General features: G+C 49.8%; 22 protein-coding genes. 9 read left to right on the plus strand and 13 right to left on the minus strand.

The annotated features are described in order from the left end of the window. Positions 1–81 precede the first annotated feature (81 nt). The 5 genes from metG (at position 82) to BMY09_RS07675 (ending at position 8,739) form a co-directional block, all read left to right on the plus strand. Positions 82–2,127, plus strand: coding sequence for a methionine--tRNA ligase (gene metG, locus BMY09_RS07655; protein ID WP_091356156.1), 2,046 nt, complete (start codon positions 82–84; stop codon positions 2,125–2,127). A 194-nt stretch (positions 2,128–2,321) separates the two neighbouring features. After that, the gene (locus BMY09_RS07660) at positions 2,322–2,786 is read left to right on the plus strand and encodes a CYTH domain-containing protein (RefSeq protein ID WP_091356158.1); all 465 of its coding nucleotides are present in this window, start codon (positions 2,322–2,324) and stop codon (positions 2,784–2,786) included. A 4-nt stretch (positions 2,787–2,790) separates the two neighbouring features. After that, positions 2,791–3,774: a serine/threonine protein kinase gene (locus tag BMY09_RS07665; protein ID WP_091356161.1), complete on the plus strand. Its 984-nt coding sequence runs from the start codon at positions 2,791–2,793 to the stop codon at positions 3,772–3,774. Positions 3,775–3,931: 157 nt separating this feature from the next. Further along, positions 3,932–5,014, plus strand: coding sequence for a TIGR03032 family protein (locus BMY09_RS07670; RefSeq protein ID WP_091356163.1), 1,083 nt, complete (start codon positions 3,932–3,934; stop codon positions 5,012–5,014). 212 nt (positions 5,015–5,226) lie between these two features. After that, positions 5,227–8,739 (plus strand): autotransporter outer membrane beta-barrel domain-containing protein, encoded by a 3,513-nt coding sequence (locus BMY09_RS07675; protein WP_091356166.1) that lies wholly within the window; start codon positions 5,227–5,229, stop codon positions 8,737–8,739. A gap of 121 nt (positions 8,740–8,860) precedes the next feature. Here BMY09_RS07675 and BMY09_RS07680 read toward each other — a convergent pair whose 3' ends face one another. Continuing rightward, complete coding sequence (locus BMY09_RS07680) at positions 8,861–9,712, minus strand: alpha/beta hydrolase (protein WP_091356169.1); 852 nt, start codon at positions 9,710–9,712, stop codon at positions 8,861–8,863. A 157-nt stretch (positions 9,713–9,869) separates the two neighbouring features. After that, complete coding sequence (locus BMY09_RS07685; RefSeq protein WP_091356173.1) at positions 9,870–10,427, minus strand: DUF1285 domain-containing protein; 558 nt, start codon at positions 10,425–10,427, stop codon at positions 9,870–9,872. Between the two features lie 234 nt (positions 10,428–10,661). On the opposite strand from BMY09_RS07685, the gene BMY09_RS07690 reads away from it, so the two are divergent. Then, positions 10,662–11,618, plus strand: coding sequence for a methylenetetrahydrofolate reductase (locus tag BMY09_RS07690; RefSeq protein WP_091356176.1), 957 nt, complete (start codon positions 10,662–10,664; stop codon positions 11,616–11,618). A 51-nt stretch (positions 11,619–11,669) separates the two neighbouring features. Here BMY09_RS07690 and BMY09_RS07695 read toward each other — a convergent pair whose 3' ends face one another. From BMY09_RS07695 to BMY09_RS07710, 4 genes are all read right to left on the minus strand, one after another. Further along, complete coding sequence (locus BMY09_RS07695; RefSeq protein ID WP_091356177.1) at positions 11,670–12,422, minus strand: retropepsin-like aspartic protease; 753 nt, start codon at positions 12,420–12,422, stop codon at positions 11,670–11,672. Positions 12,423–12,594: 172 nt separating this feature from the next. Beyond that, positions 12,595–12,960, minus strand: coding sequence for a translation initiation factor Sui1 (locus BMY09_RS07700; protein WP_091356179.1), 366 nt, complete (start codon positions 12,958–12,960; stop codon positions 12,595–12,597). A 36-nt stretch (positions 12,961–12,996) separates the two neighbouring features. After that, on the minus strand, positions 12,997–14,316 hold the full coding sequence (locus BMY09_RS07705) for a deoxyguanosinetriphosphate triphosphohydrolase (RefSeq protein ID WP_091356181.1): 1,320 nt from the start codon (positions 14,314–14,316) through the stop codon (positions 12,997–12,999). Between the two features lie 86 nt (positions 14,317–14,402). Beyond that, positions 14,403–14,603 (minus strand): hypothetical protein, encoded by a 201-nt coding sequence (locus tag BMY09_RS07710; protein WP_091356183.1) that lies wholly within the window; start codon positions 14,601–14,603, stop codon positions 14,403–14,405. A 303-nt stretch (positions 14,604–14,906) separates the two neighbouring features. Between BMY09_RS07710 and BMY09_RS07715 the strand changes: the two genes are divergently transcribed. The 3 genes from BMY09_RS07715 (at position 14,907) to BMY09_RS07725 (ending at position 16,530) form a co-directional block, all read left to right on the plus strand. Further along, positions 14,907–15,383 carry a hypothetical protein gene (locus tag BMY09_RS07715; RefSeq protein ID WP_091356185.1) on the plus strand — a complete coding sequence of 159 codons (477 nt, stop codon included), beginning with the start codon at positions 14,907–14,909 and terminating at the stop codon, positions 15,381–15,383. Further along, the gene (locus BMY09_RS07720; protein WP_091356187.1) at positions 15,383–15,985 is read left to right on the plus strand and encodes an SCO family protein; all 603 of its coding nucleotides are present in this window, start codon (positions 15,383–15,385) and stop codon (positions 15,983–15,985) included. Before BMY09_RS07715 ends, BMY09_RS07720 begins: the two co-directional genes overlap by 1 nt. A 74-nt stretch (positions 15,986–16,059) precedes the next feature. After that, positions 16,060–16,530 carry a copper chaperone PCu(A)C gene (locus BMY09_RS07725; RefSeq protein ID WP_091356272.1) on the plus strand — a complete coding sequence of 157 codons (471 nt, stop codon included), beginning with the start codon at positions 16,060–16,062 and terminating at the stop codon, positions 16,528–16,530. Between the two features lie 39 nt (positions 16,531–16,569). On the opposite strand, the gene BMY09_RS07730 is transcribed toward BMY09_RS07725, so the two are convergent. From BMY09_RS07730 to ttcA, 7 genes are all read right to left on the minus strand, one after another. Beyond that, positions 16,570–17,106, minus strand: a complete 537-nt coding sequence (locus tag BMY09_RS07730) for an elongation factor P hydroxylase (RefSeq protein ID WP_091356190.1) — start codon at positions 17,104–17,106, stop codon at positions 16,570–16,572. A gap of 13 nt (positions 17,107–17,119) precedes the next feature. Further along, a complete protein-coding gene (locus BMY09_RS07735; protein ID WP_091356193.1) occupies positions 17,120–17,794 on the minus strand; it encodes a hypothetical protein in 675 nt (224 codons plus the stop codon). 200 nt (positions 17,795–17,994) lie between these two features. Continuing rightward, positions 17,995–18,309, minus strand: a complete 315-nt coding sequence (gene soxZ, locus BMY09_RS07740; protein ID WP_091356195.1) for a thiosulfate oxidation carrier complex protein SoxZ — start codon at positions 18,307–18,309, stop codon at positions 17,995–17,997. Beyond that, positions 18,302–18,757 (minus strand): thiosulfate oxidation carrier protein SoxY, encoded by a 456-nt coding sequence (gene soxY, locus BMY09_RS07745; RefSeq protein WP_091356198.1) that lies wholly within the window; start codon positions 18,755–18,757, stop codon positions 18,302–18,304. Before soxY ends, soxZ begins: the two co-directional genes overlap by 8 nt. A gap of 170 nt (positions 18,758–18,927) precedes the next feature. Beyond that, entirely contained in the window at positions 18,928–19,707 is a 780-nt protein-coding gene (locus BMY09_RS07750; RefSeq protein ID WP_091356201.1) for an enoyl-CoA hydratase, read from the minus strand. A 112-nt stretch (positions 19,708–19,819) separates the two neighbouring features. Next, on the minus strand, positions 19,820–20,272 hold the full coding sequence (locus BMY09_RS07755; protein ID WP_091356203.1) for a YaiI/YqxD family protein: 453 nt from the start codon (positions 20,270–20,272) through the stop codon (positions 19,820–19,822). Positions 20,273–20,290: 18 nt separating this feature from the next. Next, entirely contained in the window at positions 20,291–21,175 is an 885-nt protein-coding gene (gene ttcA, locus BMY09_RS07760; RefSeq protein WP_091356206.1) for a tRNA 2-thiocytidine(32) synthetase TtcA, read from the minus strand. Positions 21,176–21,293: the final 118 nt, after the last annotated feature.

The following is a 21,293-nucleotide window of genomic DNA, read 5'->3' on the forward strand; positions in this document are numbered from 1 at the left end:
ATCGCCCTTCCTGGCTGTAATTTCAGTCAGTTAAGAGTAAAATTGCGCGCTTATCTCTGCAACCTAGACCTGCTCCGAATCATGACTGATAAACAACGTAAGATTCTTGTCACCAGCGCTCTGCCCTATGCCAACGGCCCGATCCATCTGGGTCATCTGGTAGAGTATATCCAGACTGACATCTGGACCCGCTTCCAGAACCAGCGCGGTAACCACTGCACCTATGTGTGTGCGGACGATGCCCATGGCACGCCTATTATGCTGAAGGCAGACCAGATGGGGGTTACGCCCGAGGCTCTGATCAGCCAGGTGAGCCAGGAGCACCAGCGTGATTTCGCAGGCTTTATGGTGGGGTTTGATAACTACTACTCCACCCATTCTGAAGAGAACAAGCATTTTGCTTCGCTGATCTATACCCGTCTGCGTGATGGCGGCCATATCGCTAAGAAGACTATTACCCAGGCGTACGATCCGGAAAAAGAGATGTTCCTGCCCGATCGTTTCGTTAAGGGCGATTGCCCTAAATGTGGTGCCCAGGATCAGTACGGTGATTCCTGTGAGGTCTGCGGTGCAACCTACAGCCCCGTCGAGCTGAAAAACGCCTATTCCGCTGTATCAGGTGCCAAACCCATTGAAAAAGAGTCTGAACACTACTTCTTCAAACTGGCTGATTTTGAAAACACCCTGCGCAACTGGGTCGACAGCTGTGTGCAGGAGCAGATGATTCATAAACTCAATGAGTGGTTTGAATCGGGTCTGCAGAACTGGGATATCTCCCGTGACGCGCCCTACTGGGGATTTGAAATCCCCGATGCACCAGGCAAATATTTCTACGTCTGGCTGGACGCCCCTATCGGTTATATGGCCAGCTTTAAAAACTGGTGCGAAAAAAATTCTGTCGATTTTGATGAATACTGGAATGAAGCCTCCGATACCGAGCTGTATCACTTTATCGGTAAGGATATCGCCTACTTCCACACCCTGTTCTGGCCCGCCATGCTGGAAGGCGCCGGTTTCCGCAAACCGACCAAAGTGTTCTGCCATGGATTCCTGACCGTTAACGGTCAGAAGATGTCCAAATCCCGTGGCACCTTTATTATGGCGGAAACCTACCTGAAGCATCTGCGTCCGGAATACCTGCGCTACTACTTCGCCGCCAAGCTGGGTTCCGGTATCGATGATATCGACCTGAGCCTGGATGATTTCCGCATGCGGGTAAACGCCGACCTGGTCAACAAAGTCGTTAATATCGCCTCCCGCTGCGCTGGCTTTATCCATAAGAAGTTTGCAGGCCAACTGGCTGACACACTGGCAGAGCCTGCCCTGTATGACGAAGCAGTCGCGTCTGGTGAGTTGATTGCAAACGCCTATGAAGCCCGTGAATACGGTAAAGCGATGCGCGAGATCATGCACCTTGCCGATAAAGCCAACCAGTATATTGATACTGCTGAACCCTGGGTTCTGGCGAAACAGGAAGGCAAAGAGCAGCAGGTACAGGATTGCTGCACCATGGGGATCAATCTGTTCCGGGTGATCGTTTCCTACCTGGCCCCTGTACTGCCTCAGGTTGCGGCAGACACCGCAGCCTTCCTGAATATTGACGGTTTTGCCTGGGGTGCAATCAAAACCCCACTGCTGAACCATCAGATCAATAAGTTTAAACCGCTGATGCAGCGTATTGAAGAAGACAGCATCAACGCGATGATCGAAGACAGTAAAGCAACACTGGCGGCAATTGCAGCAGCAACACCGGCAGCCCCAACTGCGGAGAAAACAGAACTGGAGAAAAATCCGGTCGCGGATGAGATTACCTTTGATGACTTCGCCAAAGTTGATCTGCGGGTTGCCCGCATCGCTAAAGCAGAGCATGTCAAAGGCGCCGATAAACTGCTTCAGCTGACACTGGATCTCGGCGGAGAGACCCGCAATGTCTTTGCCGGTATCAAGTCTGCTTACAATCCAGAAGATCTGGAAGGTAAACTGACCGTGATGGTGGCCAACCTGGCCCCGCGGAAGATGAAGTTTGGCATGTCAGAGGGGATGGTGCTGGCCGCCGGCCCCGGCGGTAAAGATCTGTGGATTCTTGAACCCCACGAAGGGGCTCAGCCTGGCATGCGGATTATGTAAGAGCGTCCCTGGTATCGAATTACTGCGTTGCAGATTAATTTCTGATTGCTCATGTACAACAGTACACTCCGCATCATAAATTAATCTGCGCCTTGTACTCCAACACCAATGACTACTCTTAACGTTATCTTTAATGGTTTATCTTAGTTATCTTGAAAGGCACTTTGTGAGTGCCTTTTTTATTGGAGTCTGAAATGGCGCAGGAAATTGAACGCAAGTTTCTCGTAAATATGGATAAAGTCGACCTGCCAGCTCAGGGACTGACCATCTGTCAGGGCTATATCAAGACCGCTGATAAAACCACGGTGCGGATTCGCATTATGGGTGATAAAGCGTTTCTCACCCTTAAAGGCGAAACTAAAGGGATCTCCCGCAGTGAATTTGAATATGAGATTCCGGTAAGCGATGCCCGGCAGATGCTGAATGAGTTATGCACCGGCCCGGTAGTGGATAAGACCCGTTATCTCATCACCCATAAAAGTCACCTCTGGGAACTGGATATCTTTGCCGGAGACAATGAAGGGCTGGTCGTCGCAGAGGTTGAACTGGACAGTGAAGATGAACAACCTGAACTGCCCGACTGGGTGACCGAAGAGGTCACCGGTGATAAACGCTACTACAACTCCAACCTGCTTTCTAACCCTTTCAAAAACTGGTAAACCGATGACCTCACTGCACCCGTTTGAACACCTCACACCCAGCTTTATTCAGGACGCTATTGAAAGCCTGGGATATCTTTGTGATGGGCGGGTATTTGGTCTGAACAGTTATGAGAATCGCGTTTATCAGGTCGGCATTGAGGAAAGTGAACCACTGATCGCTAAGTTTTATCGCCCTGCCCGCTGGAGCCGGGAGCAGATTCTGGAGGAACACCAGTTCTGCTTCGAACTGTTAGCACAGGAACTGCCCGTGGTCGCCCCTCTGATTCGAGACGGTGAAAGCCTGTTTACCTATGGCGACTTTATGTTTGCCCTGTTTCCCCGCAAGGGCGGTCACGCGCCCGAACTGGACAACATGGATAACCTGTTTACCCTGGGCCGGATGCTCGGCCGGATTCACACTATCGGTGCCAGCCGTCCGTTTGTCCACCGTCCAGAGATCGATATCGCCAGCTACGGTCATGAAAGCGTGCAACTGATCAGCGAACAGTTTATTCCGGCGGAACTGAAAACCTCTTACGACACGCTGACAGCGGACCTGCTAAAGCTGATGGAGGAAAACTGGCAGATCTGTGAACCGATCAACCGCATCCGCGTGCATGGCGACTGCCATATCGGCAATATGCTCTGGCGGGATGACGCTCCACATTTTGTTGATTTTGATGATGCCAGAATGGCACCCGCCATTCAGGATATCTGGATGCTACTGTCGGGCGAACGAGAGAGTCAGCAAGCACAACTATTGGAAATCATTGAGGGGTATAGCGAGTTTTGTGATTTCAACCCCGCTCAGCTAAGACTAACGGAAACCCTGCGAACCCTGCGCATCATGAACTATGCCGCCTGGATCGCCCGCCGCTGGGAAGACCCGGCCTTCCCCCATAACTTCCCCTGGTTCAACACAGTACGCTACTGGAGCGAACATATCCTGGAACTCAGGGAGCAACTGTTCGCCCTGCAGGAAGCACCGTTGCAGCTGTATAATTAGGAACTATTAATTCTTGTTTAGTGCTCCTTGTTCAGAATCGTTCAACTATGCGCGAAGTATTCTTACTCCTGTGGTAATGTTTTGCCATTTGCCCCTCAGAATCAACAATGATCAATAAACAACATTCAACAGTACAACCGATACGGCCACATATGCCATGAAAGACACCGCCGAAACGCCACTCTCTGCTAATAATGTTGAATACTCTGTCTCGGGCGGATTATTTGCCCGGCTACATAACCTCAATATCGCCATCGCCTTCACCTCATATCAGTCCGGTTTGCTCTATCTTATTGGCCGCAACCTGGAGAATGGCATTAACGTTCACCAAACAGTTCTGCCTAAGCCGATGGGTTTATGCATGGACAAAAAAGGTAGCCTGACCATGACTGGAGGCTATCAAATCATGCGTTTCGAAAACATTCTGGAGCCCGACCAGCTAGTCAACCATACCTTTGATACCTGTTTTGTACCCAGGCGGGTTCATGTCACTGGACATTTAGATGCCCACGACGTGGGTATTAATAACGCTGACCAACCGGTTTTCATCAACACCCGCTTCAACTGCATCGCCACCGTATCAGAACGACATAGTTTTACAGAGTTATGGCGCCCACCCTTTATTTCCGCCCTGATAGATGAAGACCGCTGCCACCTCAATGGCATGGCGATGCAGGACGGCGAGCCCCGTTATGTAACCGCAGTAAGCCGATCCAACACCATTGACGGTTGGCGTGACCGCCGTAGCGATGGTGGCGTAGTGGTAGACGTTCAAACCAATAAAATTGTTTGTGAAGGTTTGTCTATGCCACACTCCCCGAGAATACACGATGGTAAGCTTTGGCTGCTTAACTCGGGCACCGGTGAACTGGGTATTGTAAACATGCAAGCAGATGGTACAGGACAATTTGAACCCAAAGTCTTTTGCCCCGGTTTTACCCGAGGCCTCGCCTTTTATGGCAACTATGCCTTTGTTGGTTTATCTAAGCCCCGCTATGAGCGTTTTGAAGGACTTACTCTGGATGAAAAGCTAAAACAAGCCGATTCAGACCCCTGGTGTGGCGTACAAATTATCGACCTGACAACTCTCAGCTGTGTGGACTGGTTCAGAATAGATGGCAATATCGCTGAACTGTTTGACTTAGAAGTTATTCCTGAAAGCACATGTCCAATGGCAGTTCCGCCGGAATCACCGGAAGCCGCTAATCTGGTGACCTTTGCGCCATCAGTACTTAGCTAAGGATAGACAGCTAAGCACAGATAACGACAGTTAATAGCGGCGGCATAACTATCGATCTGATTATGGCATTTTATAACGTTAATATATTTAAAATTAAAACTTAGCCAAGCTATTTAACAACTTTCAAGATTGAGTTAGATTGGTAAACAATATCAAGCAACAGCTTCCGATAGTTCTGTTAGCTAAACAAGCATCACAAGGACGTATTAACAATGTGGCTACAGCAGACCGCCCGCACCCCCTTTAAACGCCTGAAACTAGGCGCCTCAATTGCGGCAACACTGTTATCAGGCTATGGCTCTCGCCAGGCATTTGCCGGTAGCTGTCTACCCGGTGGCTCAGCCAATACCTATATCTGTAACGGCGCTGAAAACAACGCAACCGATGTTACACAGACATTAAACTCTGGTGCTAATCCATTAACAGTCACCACATCTGCTGGTTTTGGTATTGATACGACCAGTACTGGCGGTAATGCAATAGATTTAAGAAACAGCTCTGGCTCATCCATCAGTTTCGCTGACACTAATGGATCTGTGATAACGGGTAGGAACTACGGCATTAACACACGTAACAATGGAACCGGTGCCACCACCATTACTGTTAGCGGAGAAGTATCTGGTGAGAATAGAAACGGCGTCAATGCCTATAACGGATCGACAACCACAGACCTTACCATTAACACTAGCACAGTCACTGGTTACAACGGTGGTATTGTTGCAAACAATCTCGGTACAGGGGCGACTAGCATTACTTCTAGCCAAGAAGTAAATAGTACAGCTAATTATTTTGGTACTGGTATTGGTATTAGCGCCACTAACTCTACAACAGCCACCGATCTTACCGTTACCGCGGCCAGAGTAACTGGTTACTGGCAAGGTATTTCAGTTTACAACGCAGGCACGGGCGCAACTAGTATCACCAGTACTGATACCGTTACAGGTGGAATTTCTGCCGGTAACGTTTCACGTGCCTCTGACCTTAATATCAAGACTATGGTCGTAACGGGTCGAAATTCGGGCATTTCGGCTTTCCACGAAGGCTCTGGGGCAATCACCATTACCACTACCGGCACTGTAACCGGTGTAACAGATTATGGCATCAACGCTCGTAGTGAAAATAGATCCTCCGAACTAATCATCAACACTGTCGCGGTAACGGGTGGGTTTACCGGTATTAAATCAACTAACAATGGTTTGGGTTCGACCAGTATTAGCTCAACAGGGACGGTAACTGGCCTAGATTATTCAGGAATTGATGCTGAAAACTTTGGACAATCCACCCACCTTACGATTAAGACTTCCGATGTAATCGGACAGATAGATGGCATTTTTACGCGCAACAATGGCACGGGTAAGACCAATATTACCACTACCGGTACGGTTAAAGGCTTACATCGCTGCGGGATAGTTGCCGGAAACCGTTATTCAGCCTCTGATATTGTTATTAGTGCAGTCGATATTTCTGGACCCGAAAGAGCCATTGTTACAAATAATTCTGGCACAGGCGAAACTAGAATTACCTCTACAGGTAATGTCGTTGGTGGGATTTCCGCCAGTAATTATGTTACATCCACAGATATTTCCATTACCGCTGCCACCGTAACAGATCACGATTTAAGCCCTAATCACCTTAACAGAGGTATTATCACTGTCAGTAACAGAGGTACTGGCGAAACTAGCATCACCACCGGAAATGTATCAGTGACCCAGTCTGGTATATTTGGTATTGGAATTAAAGCAAATAACTATGGAACAGCCACTGACCTCACCATCAACTCTGCAACCATAACAAGTGACTATAGAGCTATTGCCGCACGTAATTACGGCACAGGCGCAACCAACATTACCACTTCGAGGGACGTTTCTGGCCAGATTTATGCCAAAAATTATTTTACAGCCACTCAACTTACCATTTCCACTGCTGCTGTTACCAGCCACTACGGAGGAGTTTCCGCTAATAACTATGGTAAGGGCCCAACCTATATAACCAGTACCGGCACTGTAACTGGCGGAGCACAATCTACAGGAATCTCTGCAATAAACCTAGGCACTGACCTTACCATTAACTCTGTCGCTGTAACCGGAGGTAAATCAGGTATTTCCGCACGCAACCTTTATGATACAGGCACTACCAGTATCACCGTCAGTGGTACAGTAACGGGTGGATCTGGAGCAGGCATCGACAACTATAATACTCACAATAGCTCTATCACTCTTAACACCGGCTCATCTGTCAGCGCAGCATCGGGGATAGCGATCGAAGATGGCCCGGGGGATACCACCGTCACCATCAATACCGGCGCTTCAGCTACCGGCTCAATCCGCTCAACAGGCGGAAGCAACAAAATCATACTGGATGGCGGTACACTAAACGTCGCAACCGGGCTTGCGCTAGCGGTCGATGGTGATGTTTTCAACCACGGCGTTATCAACCTGCAAAACAGCTCGGTAGATGCTGGCGCCACAGTTAACGGCAACTTTACCGGCGGGGGCGATTTGTTGATTGATACGGATCTGGCAACCGACGCTGCTGATACATTAGCAATAACCGGTAACGTCCTGGCGGGTGGTACTCAGGTAAGAGTCAACGACATATCAACCGGCCCTGCTACGGGTAATGACATTACTCTGATCTCCGTTGACGGCACCACCAAAGCCGGAGATTTCACCTTAGCAACGCCGCTGGTTAATGGCGCATTTAATTATAATGCTCTGTCGCTGATGGGGAATGATTGGGTATTACAATCTGTTGGAACAGCAGGCGGCCATGCCTACACTCCATTTGCATCAGGGGTTGAAGCGCTTGGGCAAAGCCTGTTAACGCTGGAGGCTCTGCCCTCTCTGGCCGACCGTACCCGCAATCGTATTACCGGCGCTAACAGTGGTGATGACACCGCTATTGATACACCGGTCTGGCTACGTATTGCCAGCGGTAAACGGAGCATAGATGGCACCGATTCAACCACAGGTGCTAATTTCGATACCAACCATTGGCGTGCTCAGATCGGGGTTGATTTTACCCTGTCAGATACCGCAGCTAGTCGTTTTGTCGCAGGCGTTAATGCCGGTTATGGGCAGGCAAACACAGATGTAAGCTCCTCCACGGGTAACAGCAAACTGGAGACCGAGAACTATAACCTTGGCGTCAGTGGTACATGGACCTTTATTAATGGTGCTTATGTTGATCTGCAAGCACAAAAAAGCTGGTACACAACCGACCTGTCAGCCAGTGGCGCAGGCAAAGTAAATGATATTTCTGCTGAGGGTTATAGTGCCTCAATAGAAGCCGGACATAAAATTCCCCTAAGCGAAAGCTTACAGGTCACCCCACAAGCACAACTTATTTATGCCAAAGTTGATAGCGATAACTTTACCGGGGCCAATTCAGAACTGGTAAAGTTATCAGACAGCAACAGTCTAAAGGCTCGTATCGGAGCAGAGTTGGCGAAGCAGTTTACGGATGATGGTGCCTCCCAGGGCTTTATACTCGCCAATGTGATCCATGAGTTTGAAGATGAAACTCAAGTCAACGTCAGTGGTGCACAACTGACCAACTCGGTTGATGACTGGAGTGCGGAGCTTGGGGCGGGCATCAGGCACAGCTGGAATAAAGGCTCGACACGCTATCAACTCTTTGCCTCAGTAACCGGCGGCAGCAGTCTAGAGAATCAGGGCGACAGCCACTCAGTGGAAGGTGAGTTTGGCTTTAAAGTTCACTTCTGATCTGTTGCTTGAAGATAGGGAGCCCCCAGAAAGGATGGCTATTATCATCCTTTATTATGTCTTCCTTTTACATGCTTTCCTTTTCATACCTGTCGTTCAAGATAACAACTACATGTGGTCACTAACGGCTGAGATAATTAGCCGATAAAGTGTTCCATCGCTCTGTCCAGCAACAGTGATGATCATAGTCAGGAAAGGTAATGATCTTTATCTGGCTATCATCCTTAAAATGCTGTTTGTAGGACTGAACAATAGATGGACTAACAATCAGATCCTTACCTCCGATGAGATGAATCTGTTCTATATTAGTAAGCGCCAGCCAGGCGTCAGCGGGATTTAACGACCCCCTGAGTGGAGAAAGCTGTTTCGCATCCGTCCAGGCTTGATGATCAAGATTACCTGCTATGGTGATCAAGCGAATCACATCATCTCGCCGAGCAGCTATTAATGCGGCAACAGCCCCGCCACCGGAATAGCCGACTAGCTGCAACTGTTCTGCAGAAAACTGTGCTTTAAGTTCGGTTATCACCTGATTAGTTGCCGCAATAACCTCCTCTGAAAATCGCTTACCGGTCCAATAGGCGTTATCACAGTTCCTTGCAGTGCTGCCGCCGACATATTGGCATGGTCGTGCCAGATAAATGGCATTACCATCAGGGTGAATAAGAGCCAGTTTCAGTCCGATTGGATTTATCGGCGTAGGGTCTGTGGAGGGGATGGAAGCTGTCCGCCAGGCAAAACCATCCCCTTCGATATAGACCGTAAGCAGGGGTGCTGCCTGTTTCTGTTTGGACTGATAACTCATTAAATCAAATAAAGGAGTCTCTATAACTTCAGACTGCCAACCCTGATTTACAGCAAGCTGATCTGAGATATCTGTGCGCTGCGAAACGCTGGGAACGCTAACACAGGCCGCGAGGACGACTAAAGCGATCGAGAAGACTCCGACATTAAAAATGTTAATTATCTTCATATCCTGTCTATCTGGACTGCCCCAATCAACACAACTACCTCTTACAAAATCATTAACCCTCTAAAGACCAATCCCTATGTAAAGAAGGCTTTTATCAGGTAACGAGCAAGTCACGCCTTTTGTGACATTCGAACTACGGCTTATAAAGCGATCGACCCTAACCGATTCTGAACCACTGCCCACAACTCTCTACCCCGAACACGCCATCCCGCTCCTCTGCCAGATCCGCAAGCTGATAGAAGACATTACGGTTTAACCGGCCTTCCATGCCATAACGCACCATCAGGTAGGGAGAGGGTTCATTCGTGTCCGGATCGATCTCTATCCGTAACGGATGCCCTGCGGAAGCGATAACAACATCATCAGTTGATGAGGTAAACACCAGCTCCTGCCCTGCCTCTCCGTCGTGAACCTCCAGCGCGGTGAAAAAGAAGGGCACATCCTCTACCTGAATGCCGACCTTCTCAATCGGAGTCACCAGAAAATAGCGCTCTCCTTCACGCCACAGGATAGAAGAAAATAACTTCACCATGGCGGCCCTTTTGATCTCACCGCCTTCATGTATCCAACGACCATCACGGGTGATCTGCATATCCAGATCACCGCTGAACTCCGGAGTCCAGAGGTGAACCGGAGGCAAAGAACGGGGTTCTCGATGGTCTGTATCCAGTTGCTGTTGTATCGATTTCAAATCCGCTTTTTTTTTCTCACTCACACTGCCCCCTCTTAACGCTTGGTCTCACTGATATCTATAGTGTATTTCAAGCGACATTAAATCGGCTCATATTAACTGCAAAAAATTTCACCTTATAACTTAATCACATGAAAGGCATTCATTGTTAGAATAGTTCGTACTTAAAGAGAAGTACTTAACAAGAAGTGCTTAACAAGAAGTACTGGCAGCCAGAACACTGTCGCACCACAAAGATCACAAATTACGGAACCCCAGATGAGCCACTCACGACTGAAACAGAAATTCGCCGACCCAACACGCGGCGTCTATTTTATTGGCACCACCCCGCCGAAATCTTCTGTTTCGATGGAGCAGCTATCTGAGATCGGTAATAAGCTGCTGGAACGTCTGCAACAGATCGACTATGACGGTGTCATCGTATACGACATTCAGGACGAAAGCAGCCGGATTGACAAGCCCCGTCCATTCCCGTTTATGAACACCCATGATCCCCGGGATTACTCAACCATACTGAGGGAGAAATCAGGCCGCCCGGTGATCACCTATAAAAGCGTCTCTCAGCGCAACAAAGATGATTTCAATGAGTGGCTGGACAAGGCCTGGTGCCCTCATGGCGTACGGGACATCGTTCTGGTCGGCAGTCCCTCCGCCGATGGCGATATCAAACTGACGCTGCCACAAGCCTACACGGCATTGAAGGAACACAGCCTTGATTTCAATCTGGGTGGGGTGACGATTGCCGAGCGCCATGCCAGCAAGGGCAATGAGCATCTGCGACTGTTAGAAAAAAGTGCACAGGGGTGCGAGTTTTTTGTTTCTCAGGCGGTTTACAACCCGCAGGCCACTATCGACCTGCTAAGCTCTTATGCCCGGGAGTGCAAAGAACGGGGCGTCGCACCGAAACGGATTATCCTCACCTTTACCCCTTGTGGCAGTGCAAAGACACTTGAGTTTATGGAGTGGCTGGGCATCTCAGTGCCACAGGCGACCCGTCACCGGATTCTTGACGCCCATAACCCACTGGCTGAATCTATCCGCATCTGCCGCAACAACCTGGATCAGATCCTGGAAGCCTGCGGTAACCTGGGTATCCCTCTGGGTCTGAATATTGAAAGCCTGACCAACCGCAAGGAGGAGATCGATGCCGCTATCCGCCTTTATAAACTGCTCAAAGCCACGCTGGATCTGAAACTGGCAGAGCTGGAACTATAATAGAGCCGATGACTCTAGCAAAAAGCCCGCGATGAATGCGGGCTTTTTTGATTATTCCTTATCGACTGCAACAGCATCATCGGGCTCTGCCTGAGGATGCTTCAATGCTTCAAGTGCAGCACTCATCTCTTTATACTTACCAGGTGCCCAGACAATCTGACGCTGAGCAAAATCGATGTTGTAGCCGCCTCCGCCGAGAATATCCATTCCCAGAAGCCCGTCGAAGGGTTGCGGACCACTGGTCTCAATCACTGCCGTGGATTTGTTTTCAATGCGATAGGGACCCAGTTCGATCCGGTCGAAGACCACCCGTTCGGTTTTGATCAATCCACCTCCGGCAACCTGCGCATAACTGGAATCACGACTGGTAGTATTCAGTGAGCTGACACCGTCGCGGTGGAGCACAGTCATACTGGCACCCGTATCCAGCAGCAGATTGAGGCTGGCTTTTCGGCCTCGCCAGACAACATTGACCGGCACCAGCACCTGATTGCCCATAATTCTGACCGGGGTTGTCATGTTCGCCAGCGTTCTTTCCAGCTCACGTATCTGCTGCTTCCTGCGATACTCCTCACTAATCTGTTGACGACTTTGCTCACTGGCCAGTTGTTCTTCAACGGTCATCCGTACCGTCTCAACCTGCTGGCTCTGGTGCCGGAACTGAGGGGGAATTTTATGGGGGCTATCGACGTAAACTTTGCGTCCACTGGCATCGATATAATGCAGAATCTCTGCTGACGCGAATGAGGACAACGCAGCTGTCGCCCACAGGATAACAGATAAAAACCTGATAGATCGGTACATAACGTTCGCTCCCTGTTTTTGCTTCACCGGCGTCCTACCGGTGTGAGAAAGTTAGTTCCAGAACTGATAAACGCCATTTAACAGGAAAACCGCAACAATCGCCAGAAACAGCAGCATAAAACGGATCATAAGGCAGTATTTGCAAACCTTTTTACGCTTGGGTGGCGCCATATCAGCCTCCCGCCAGCTTTACGGTAAAGCCCTGTTGCTCCAGCAGCTGTTTGAGTTTTTCCCGATGATCGCCCTGTATCTCGATGATTCCATCTTTCAGTGAGCCTCCGGTGCCACACTGCTGTTTGAGCTTTTTAGCCAGATCTTTCAACGCTTTGTCCGCCAGAGGTACGCCGCTGATGGTGGTGACTCCCTTGCCTTTTCTGCCTGCAGTTTCGCGACGGATCCGGACAACGCCATCCAGACTGGAAAGTCGTTCCTGGTCTCCCAACTGATCACACACACAGTGATCGACAGACTCTTTACACGCTGGGCACAGCGCCCCTTTTTCAGTAGAAAATACCAGATTACTTAGCTGATCACGCATCGACACAACGAAACACCCTATGGTTACAGTTTGCAGTTAATTGACTGACATACCACCTATCTGACGGGACAGATAAGCGGCGTAATTGTCGGTCATTCCTCCGATAAAATCGAGTACCCGCATATAGGATTGATACAGCGGCCATTGCGGATCGGGGCTATGTATCCCCATCAGGCTAATGATTTTCTGGCTACGATAACTCAGCTGGTCACTGCTCTGTGTATGCTGTTCATAGGCTGCGGCACAAAATGAATCCAGCAGACTCCCCAAAGTGCTGTACGCCCCCACCTCCAGCTCTGCTTTACGGTTGTCCGGAAATACCCGTTCACGGGCCAGCTTTTTAGCTTTTTCCAACCCTTCCCGCACACCGGCATCGCCATCGGCGAGCAGTTCTCCGCGGTATTCACCCGTCATAATCAGCGGCAGATTCGCCATAAATGCCGCGACGGTCGATTCAACCATGTTCTCCATTGCCATACCGCGCAGAGCGGATATTTTCCGTCGTGCTGACGCCTGGGTGAAAAAGATCTCGTCTTCATAGTTCAGATCACCACAAATCTGCAGCATGATCGGTTTGATATCATCAAAACCCAGAATGTTCAGCTCTATCGCATCCTCCAGATCCAGAATCGCATAACAGATATCATCGGCGGCCTCGACGAGGTAAGCCAGCGGGTGGCGGCACCAGTAGTCCTCCCCCAGCTTAACCAGCCCCAGCTCACGGCCCAGCGCATTGAGAATCTCCCGCTCGGTGCCAAAACTGCTGAATTTGCCTTTTTTTCCTGCGCGTTCCACCGTCCAGGGATATTTCAGCAGAGTCCCCAGCGTCGGATAGGTGAGCCTCAGTCCTCCATCGAACAGATTATTCTCGATCCGGGTAACCACCCGGAAACCCTGAGCATTACCCTCAAAGGTTTGCAGATCCAGTAGCTCCGCCGCAGATAGTTCTTCAAGATAGTGTTTGGGGGCTTTGTGTTTAAACCAGTCCCGGATAGCAAACTCCCCGGCGTGACCAAAGGGGGGGTTACCAATATCATGGGCCAGACAGGCCGATTGTACGATCGTGCCAAGATCGTGCGGGCTGATCCATGCGGGTAACTGATCCTGCAACAGCTCCCCCACCCGGATCCCCAGACTGCGCCCCAGACTCCCCACTTCAATACTGTGGGTCAGGCGGGTATGGATATGATCATTCAGAGATAGCGGGTGTACCTGAGTTTTGCGGCCCAGTCGCCGAAAGGCACTGGAGAAAATTATCCGGTCATGGTCTTTATGAAAATGACTTCGTCCAACCTCTTCAGGTGTCAGGTTCTCATGACCATACCGTTTCGTTGTCAGAAGTTTGTCCCACTCCATTATTACAATCCATCAGGTTCTGTTTGCTCCAGTGTGCGGTATCAGACCAGGCAAATCAATCGCTACTGATAACGGCAGAGTGAGAATCAGCGGTGGTTATTACTTTCCGGTTCATCAGGCACAACCAGAGAAATATCATGCATGGTGAAGATGAAACAGCTTTCACAGTGACGGCACTGGTAGATCTCAGCTACCGGTTTTTTTAACAGAGACTTCAGACCCGGATGTGGCTCAGTGTCAAACTTCGATTCGATCAGAAACTGGCAATCCCGACAGTGTGGTTGCATATATCCCCCCCCAGAGCTACAGCAGACAACTCTCAGTATAGATCTATTACCGGTTATAACATTAATAATTCATACCAAAACCAGACAAACCCCGTACCAATAATCCAGTATTGCTCTTTAATATCAACGCTATAACACTTATATATCGTTTAGATTTTAAACAAATATAGTTATAACATCTTATTCTGTTCCACATGTCTCAACCAGGAAACGTTTCACTAATCCATTGATAATGCGACAATTTGCCACATTCAGATCCGCACCTGGATCGGGGACAATTCATTGCAGAGGAAAGATCCACTGATGGGCCAGACTGTAGCCAAAAATAGTAAACCGCAATACCTGTACCTGGTCTTGTTGGGGGGATTCATTCTGGCAATATGGCTGGGTTCAAAAATGTTTGCTTTACCCTCTGTGCAATCGCCTGGGATGGCCAGCAATTGCGATCTTAACCAGCAGAGTTGCACGGTCGATATGGGGGAAGTAAGTCTGTCTGTGGATATTCAACCCAGGCCCGTTCGCTCACTGACACCGCTGAACTACCGGGTCAGCATTAATGGGACCAGCGCCAGCAAAGTAATCATCGATCTGCAGGGCAGTGAAATGTATATGGGCATCAATCAGACTGAACTAACCGCTGACGAAAGCAGCCCCGGAGCTTTTAGTGGACAGGGTGAGTTAGCCATCTGCACCACCGGTGAGATGTTATGGCGACTGACCGTCTCGGCAGAAACCGCTGCCGGACCAATCAACACATGGTTTGAATTCAGAGCAAAATAATGGCAAGCAACCTGACGACACTACGCAACCTGTTACTCCTGACGCTGGCCCTGCTCGCAGGCATCGTCACCGCTTATATACTGTCCCCGCAAAGTGGTTCACCGGGGCAGCCAATGCTGAAAACCCTGGGGGGGGATTTCACCCTGCAGGGGGTCGATGGCGATGTTTCCCTGCACGATTTTAAAGGCAAAGTGGTCCTGATCTATTTTGGCTATACCCACTGTCCGGATGTTTGCCCAACCTCTCTGGCGGTGATATCTCAGGCGATGAAAAACCTCGATCCCGATCAGCGGGAGCAGGTTCAACCCATCTTTATCAGCGTGGACCCTGACCGTGACACCCCGGAAAAGCTGGCTGAGTACAGCGCGTTCTTCTACCCGTCTATTATTGGTGTCACCGGCAGTCGGGAAAAAATTGACCAGACGGTCTCACAGTACGGTGCATTTTACCGCATTGTCGATATGAAGGATTCAGCGATGGGATATGCCGTTGATCACTCCTCCCGTATCTACCTGATCAATAAACAGGGTGAACTGAGCAGCACTGTGGCCCACGGCACACCACCTGAAAAACTGGAGACTGAGATAAAAGCACTGCTTTAATAACCGACAAGGCACTCTGGTCTTCGACACAGGATGTTATCAACAATTCCACTATCACTATGGATAAAAACGTTATGAAAAAGCTTATTACGCTGGTTGCCGCACTGACACTTTCAGCTTCCGCTTTTGCCGAGGTCCGGGTCGACCACCCCTATGCCCGCGCTGTGCCACCGGGACAACCTAACAGTGCTGCTTTTATGACGCTGACGAACAACAGCGATACAGAAGTATCTCTGGTTTCAGCGTCCTCCTCAGTTGCCAAGGTTGCCGAGCTGCATACTCACACTCAGGAAAACGGGGTGATGAAAATGCGCAGGATTCCGGAGATAACCCTGCAAGCCAATGAGCAGGTAGAACTGAAACCCGGTGGCCTTCATGTTATGTTGATAGGCCTGAAGCAGAACCTGGCTAAAGATCAGACCATTGATCTGACACTGAATTTCAGCGATGGCAGCTCAGAGAAGCTGGATATCAAAGTGATGGATGTCATGTCTGGCATGGGTAATATGCAGATGCATAATGGGATGAAAAAACAAACGCCCTGATATCTGAAACAAAAAAACCGGCATCTTCTGCCGGTTTTTTTATTTTCCATCCAGTGAAAACTGATCGGCGCTGAGTGGCGCTGTAGCATAATAGTGTTGCAACGCTTTAATCAGGGCTGCTGGACGTTCGGGCAAACCATCGACAAGATAACGCTTAACCTGCGACAGTACAGCCGACTTAAACTCCTTACTGGCACCGATATCGCTGCCAAGATTATCAGCACTGAAATGAAATTTATGGCCTGCAGCCTCCGACAGCAGCCACTCCAGCGCCTGCGGTTTAACCTCAACCTTCTCAAATTCGGCCTGCTCTTCAGCTGTTCGGCCATCAGGCTTATACCAGTAACCAAAATCGACCAGTTGACGACGCTGCTCGCCGGCAACACACCAATGGCTGATCTCATGCAGCGCACTGGCAAAGAAACCGTGGGCAAAGATAACCCGGTGTTTGGGATGGCTGGCATCGGCTGGCAGATAGATCGGTTCATCGTCTCCTCTGACCAGCTCAGTATTCAGTGTTTCGCTGAAAAGTCCGTTAAAAAGACCGATCAGGCTTTCAGGGGTCGGTTGTGTCATTTTGTCGATATTCTTACTGCTGATATTTAACCCAGGTTTGCTGATTCAGCCACCAACTATCACCACTGTTATGGTCGATACGGGCGGCAACATACCCTTTGACATCACTGTTAGCAGGCAACAACTGTATATCGTAGGAGGAGATTGATGGTGTCTGTTCCTCTTCAAGTGGCTGCCAGCTGTTAGCGGCAGAGATCCAGCTCTCGCCGGAAAAACGATTGTAACGAATCATTACCCACTGCCCTTTCGCGGTATAGCAACTGGCCAGTTTAAATGGATCACCACCGCCCAGCTCCGGCGCAATCTGCTGTAACTCAGTTAACTGCTGATCCAGCCGTTGCATCATGTCCGACAAGCCGGGATCTGGCTCTGCAGCCTGAGGTTTTTCAACAGCCGAACGTTTAACCTCCTGCGCCAGCACCTGAAACTGGGTCAGTAACAACTGCACACGCTCAGCAACAGAGCTGTTCTGTACTTTGAGTTCGAGAAACTGCTCCTGTAACAGCGTGATACGTCCATTCAACTGATCGAACTGTGCAGACTGATCCAGGGTATCCGGTGGTGAGCCCGCCTGCTGCGCAGCCGAAGATGGCCCAGCGGGTGAACTGGCTTCCGGCTGGACATTGGCGGCATTACAGCCAGCCAGTGTGAATATGCTCAGAAGGGATAATAAAGCGACTCGGTTCACAAACTTCTCCTTCTCATTTGTGCGCCCATTCTAACGGATGCACAGGCTGAGTAGAACCGCTTTTCCCCTGACATGAAGAGATTCGCTGACCTGGGTTAATACAGATCGGACGAACTGCATAGAAGAGGCTATTCAGGCCGCATAATCCAGGACAATACGAAGCTCAGCAAGGTGACTGCAATCAACAAAAGGTTACTAAGCTATTCGATTTTAGCCGTCTGACTACCGGACTTCCCGGTATTCTCAACCCAGCTAATCGTCAACGTTTCTCCCGTAGCCCCACCGGAAAAGCTAAAGGCCAGAAAAGGATTTTCAGCGATGGCGGTACTGAGATTTGCAGCAAAAACAGGCTTCCCTTCATGCATCACTTTAATCTCGCGCAAAAACTTAGCCGATATTATCTGGCCGGTCTTTTTATCGGTGCGCTGTCCATCCTCCATACTATGGCGAACCTTGAGCTTGACCTGAGTTATACCGTTCTGCATGTGGGCGCTAACATTTATCATATCAGCCATCTTTGCACCCTCCGTTGGTCACTTTCGTTTCCTGCGAGGCGCTCAACAGTTGACCATCCGCTTTGACTACCGCTGTAATACTGGATGACTCACGCATCCGGATCCGGGTAGACACCGACGGCTCAGTGTCTGGCGGGATAATAAACTGAGCCACCAGAGGGTGAAGATTGGCTTCCACAAACAGACTGATGGACTCAACATTGGCCAGTGAGGTCTTTACTGTAACCGGCACCATAGCCCCATCAGCAGCGATGCGGGGCGCTTTAACACTAACCTGATCACTGGCAACAGGCACGCCACCCAGCAACAGTTTCACGGCAAACCCCTGGCTTTGTGCAGCAAAAGCGCTTTTATTCCACGCCATTGCCAGGCTCGGCATCAGTGCCCCAACACCCACCAAAGCCCCACCATTGATGATCGCCTTTACAATGGCACGCCGATTCAACATTGTTTCAGCCCTCTATGCTTCGCTACTCTTGCCTATCCTGCCCTCACCCCGGGCAAGATAACGCATCCCCACGGGTTTCTCACTAATTTGAGACAATATAAATCTATTGAACTCAGGCGCCCTTCCTCTTCTGACAACCTCAACAGGAAGCAATAACAGGCGCCCCCTGCTCAGCGATGTTGCCACTCTGGTTTTCGCTTATGAATGAAGGCATCAATCCCCTCACCAGCATCGTGAGTAAGCATATTTTCCGTCATCACCCGACTGCATTCGATGTAAGCCTGCTCCAGAGGCTTATCTATCTGACGGGCATAGGCCAGCTTACCGATAGAGATCGCCTTACGTGAGCTGGCGGCAATTTTAGTAGCCACCTCCCCGGCTTTTTGTCCCACAGATGATTCAGGAACGACCCAGTTCAGCAGGCCTATTTCAGCCGCCTTTTCAGCACTGATCATATCACCAAGCAGCAACATCTCCATCGCATGTTTCTTACTCACGGCACGACTCAGAGCTACCATCGGCGTCGAACAAAACAGACCGATATTAACCCCGGGCGTCGCAAAACGTGCGGTTTCACTGGCCACCGCCAGGTCACAACTGGCGACCAGTTGACAACCCGCCGCCGTCGCGACACCGTGAACCTGTGCAATCACCGGAACCGGAAGATTTACGATTCGCTGCATCAGCGTTGAGCAGGTTTCAAAGGTGCACTGATAATAGCTTTCCTCTCCCTCTCCCAACATCTGCTTCAGATCATGACCGGAGCAGAATCCACGGCCATTACCCCGCAAAATAACAACACGGACAGCGATATCTTCAGCAATCGCGTCAAATGCGGCGATGAGCGCTTGCATCAGCTCCATAGAGAGAGAGTTATATGCATCAGGGCGGTTTAGTGTCAGTGTGCAGATACCATCAGCATCCTCACGGATCAATAGGGTGTCACTCATAGCGGCCTCAGTTATTGTTTTATGTTAGAGCAAACGCTAAAGCAAAACCGGCAAAAAATAAAGGATATCCCCTATTTTTAGACTAAAAGCGAAGTAGGCAGGCTTGCATGGGTTATTGACGCAACTGTTTAGCCAGAAACCGGTCCAGCTGATTGGCAAACAGCTGACGATCCTGCTGGTTTAGTTTGGCAGGGCCTCCGGTGTCAATGCCAGAACTGCGAAGCTGATCCATAAAGTCACGCATATTCAGTCTCTGGCGAATATTTTCAGGGGTATAGAACTCCCCCCGGGGGTTCAGTGCATGTGCCCCCTTTTCCAGCACCTCGGAAGCCAGCGGGATATCGGCCGTAATCACCAGATCTCCTGCATTGCACTTCTGCACGATATAGTTATCAGCAACATCAAACCCGGCAGGCACCTGCACCGCACTGATAAAAGCAGACGGCGGCGTTGATAAAAACTGATTAGCAACCAGAACCGTTTTAATACCCAAACGTTGTGCCGCGCGAAACAGAATCTCCTTCACCACATTAGGACAGGCATCCGCATCAACCCAGATATTCATAGACGGGTCCGGTTGTGATCAGAGTGAGAGAATGTCGATCATCTCCGGCATCTCTTTCGCCGGAGCACTAAAGCTATTGTCAGGATCACTGATACCATGGGCAAAGCCGCGTTGCAGCCCCTTAAAATCAAACAGCTCAGTATCGACAAGGTGGGAGGGAACCACATGTCTCAATGAGCGGAACATGGTTTCAATACGTCCCGGATGATGTTTATCCCAGTCCTGTAACATCTCTTTAACTACCTGACGCTGCAGGCCATCCTGCGACCCGCACAGATTACAGGGGATAATGGGGAATCCGCGCATCTCAGCATAGGCCGCGATATCTTTCTCGCGGGCATAGGCCAGCGGACGGATCACCATATTCTTGCCATCATCGCTCACCAGCTTCGGCGGCATCGATTTCAGCTTGCCCCCATAAAACATGTTGAGGAAGAAGGTTTCCAGAATATCATCACGGTGATGTCCCAGGGCGATCTTATTGGCCCCGATCTGCTCGGCAAAGCCATACAGCGTGCCGCGACGCAGACGGGAACATAATGCACAGGTAGTTTTACCCTCCGGCACCAGTTCTTTAACAACCGAATAGGTATCTCTTTCGACAATATGAAACGGCACACCTACCTGAGTCAGATACTCAGGCAGCACATGTTCGGGAAAGCCTGGCTGCTTCTGATCCAGGTTAACGGCAACAAGGTCAAAACTGATCGGGGCACTCTTCTGAAGGTTCATCAGAATATCCAGCATGGCAAAAGAGTCTTTACCACCGGACAGACACACCATCACCTTATCGCCATCTTCGATCATATTAAAATCTTCGATTGCGCGACCAGTTTCCCGACGCAGGCGTTTTTGCAGTTTGTTTAGCCGGGTTTTCTGTTGTTTTGCCAGTTCTTCGCTCATATACACTTTCTGGAAGCAGTTTAAAAAGGCGGCGATTATAGCGGATAACAACAAAATAATCAGCCTGCAAATCCGCTGCGATCAAAACTGATCACAGCGAACAAACAGACGCTTTAGC

Source organism: Amphritea atlantica (assembly GCF_900111095.1).
In the GTDB taxonomy this organism is placed as follows: Bacteria; Pseudomonadota; Gammaproteobacteria; order Pseudomonadales; family Balneatricaceae; genus Amphritea; species Amphritea atlantica.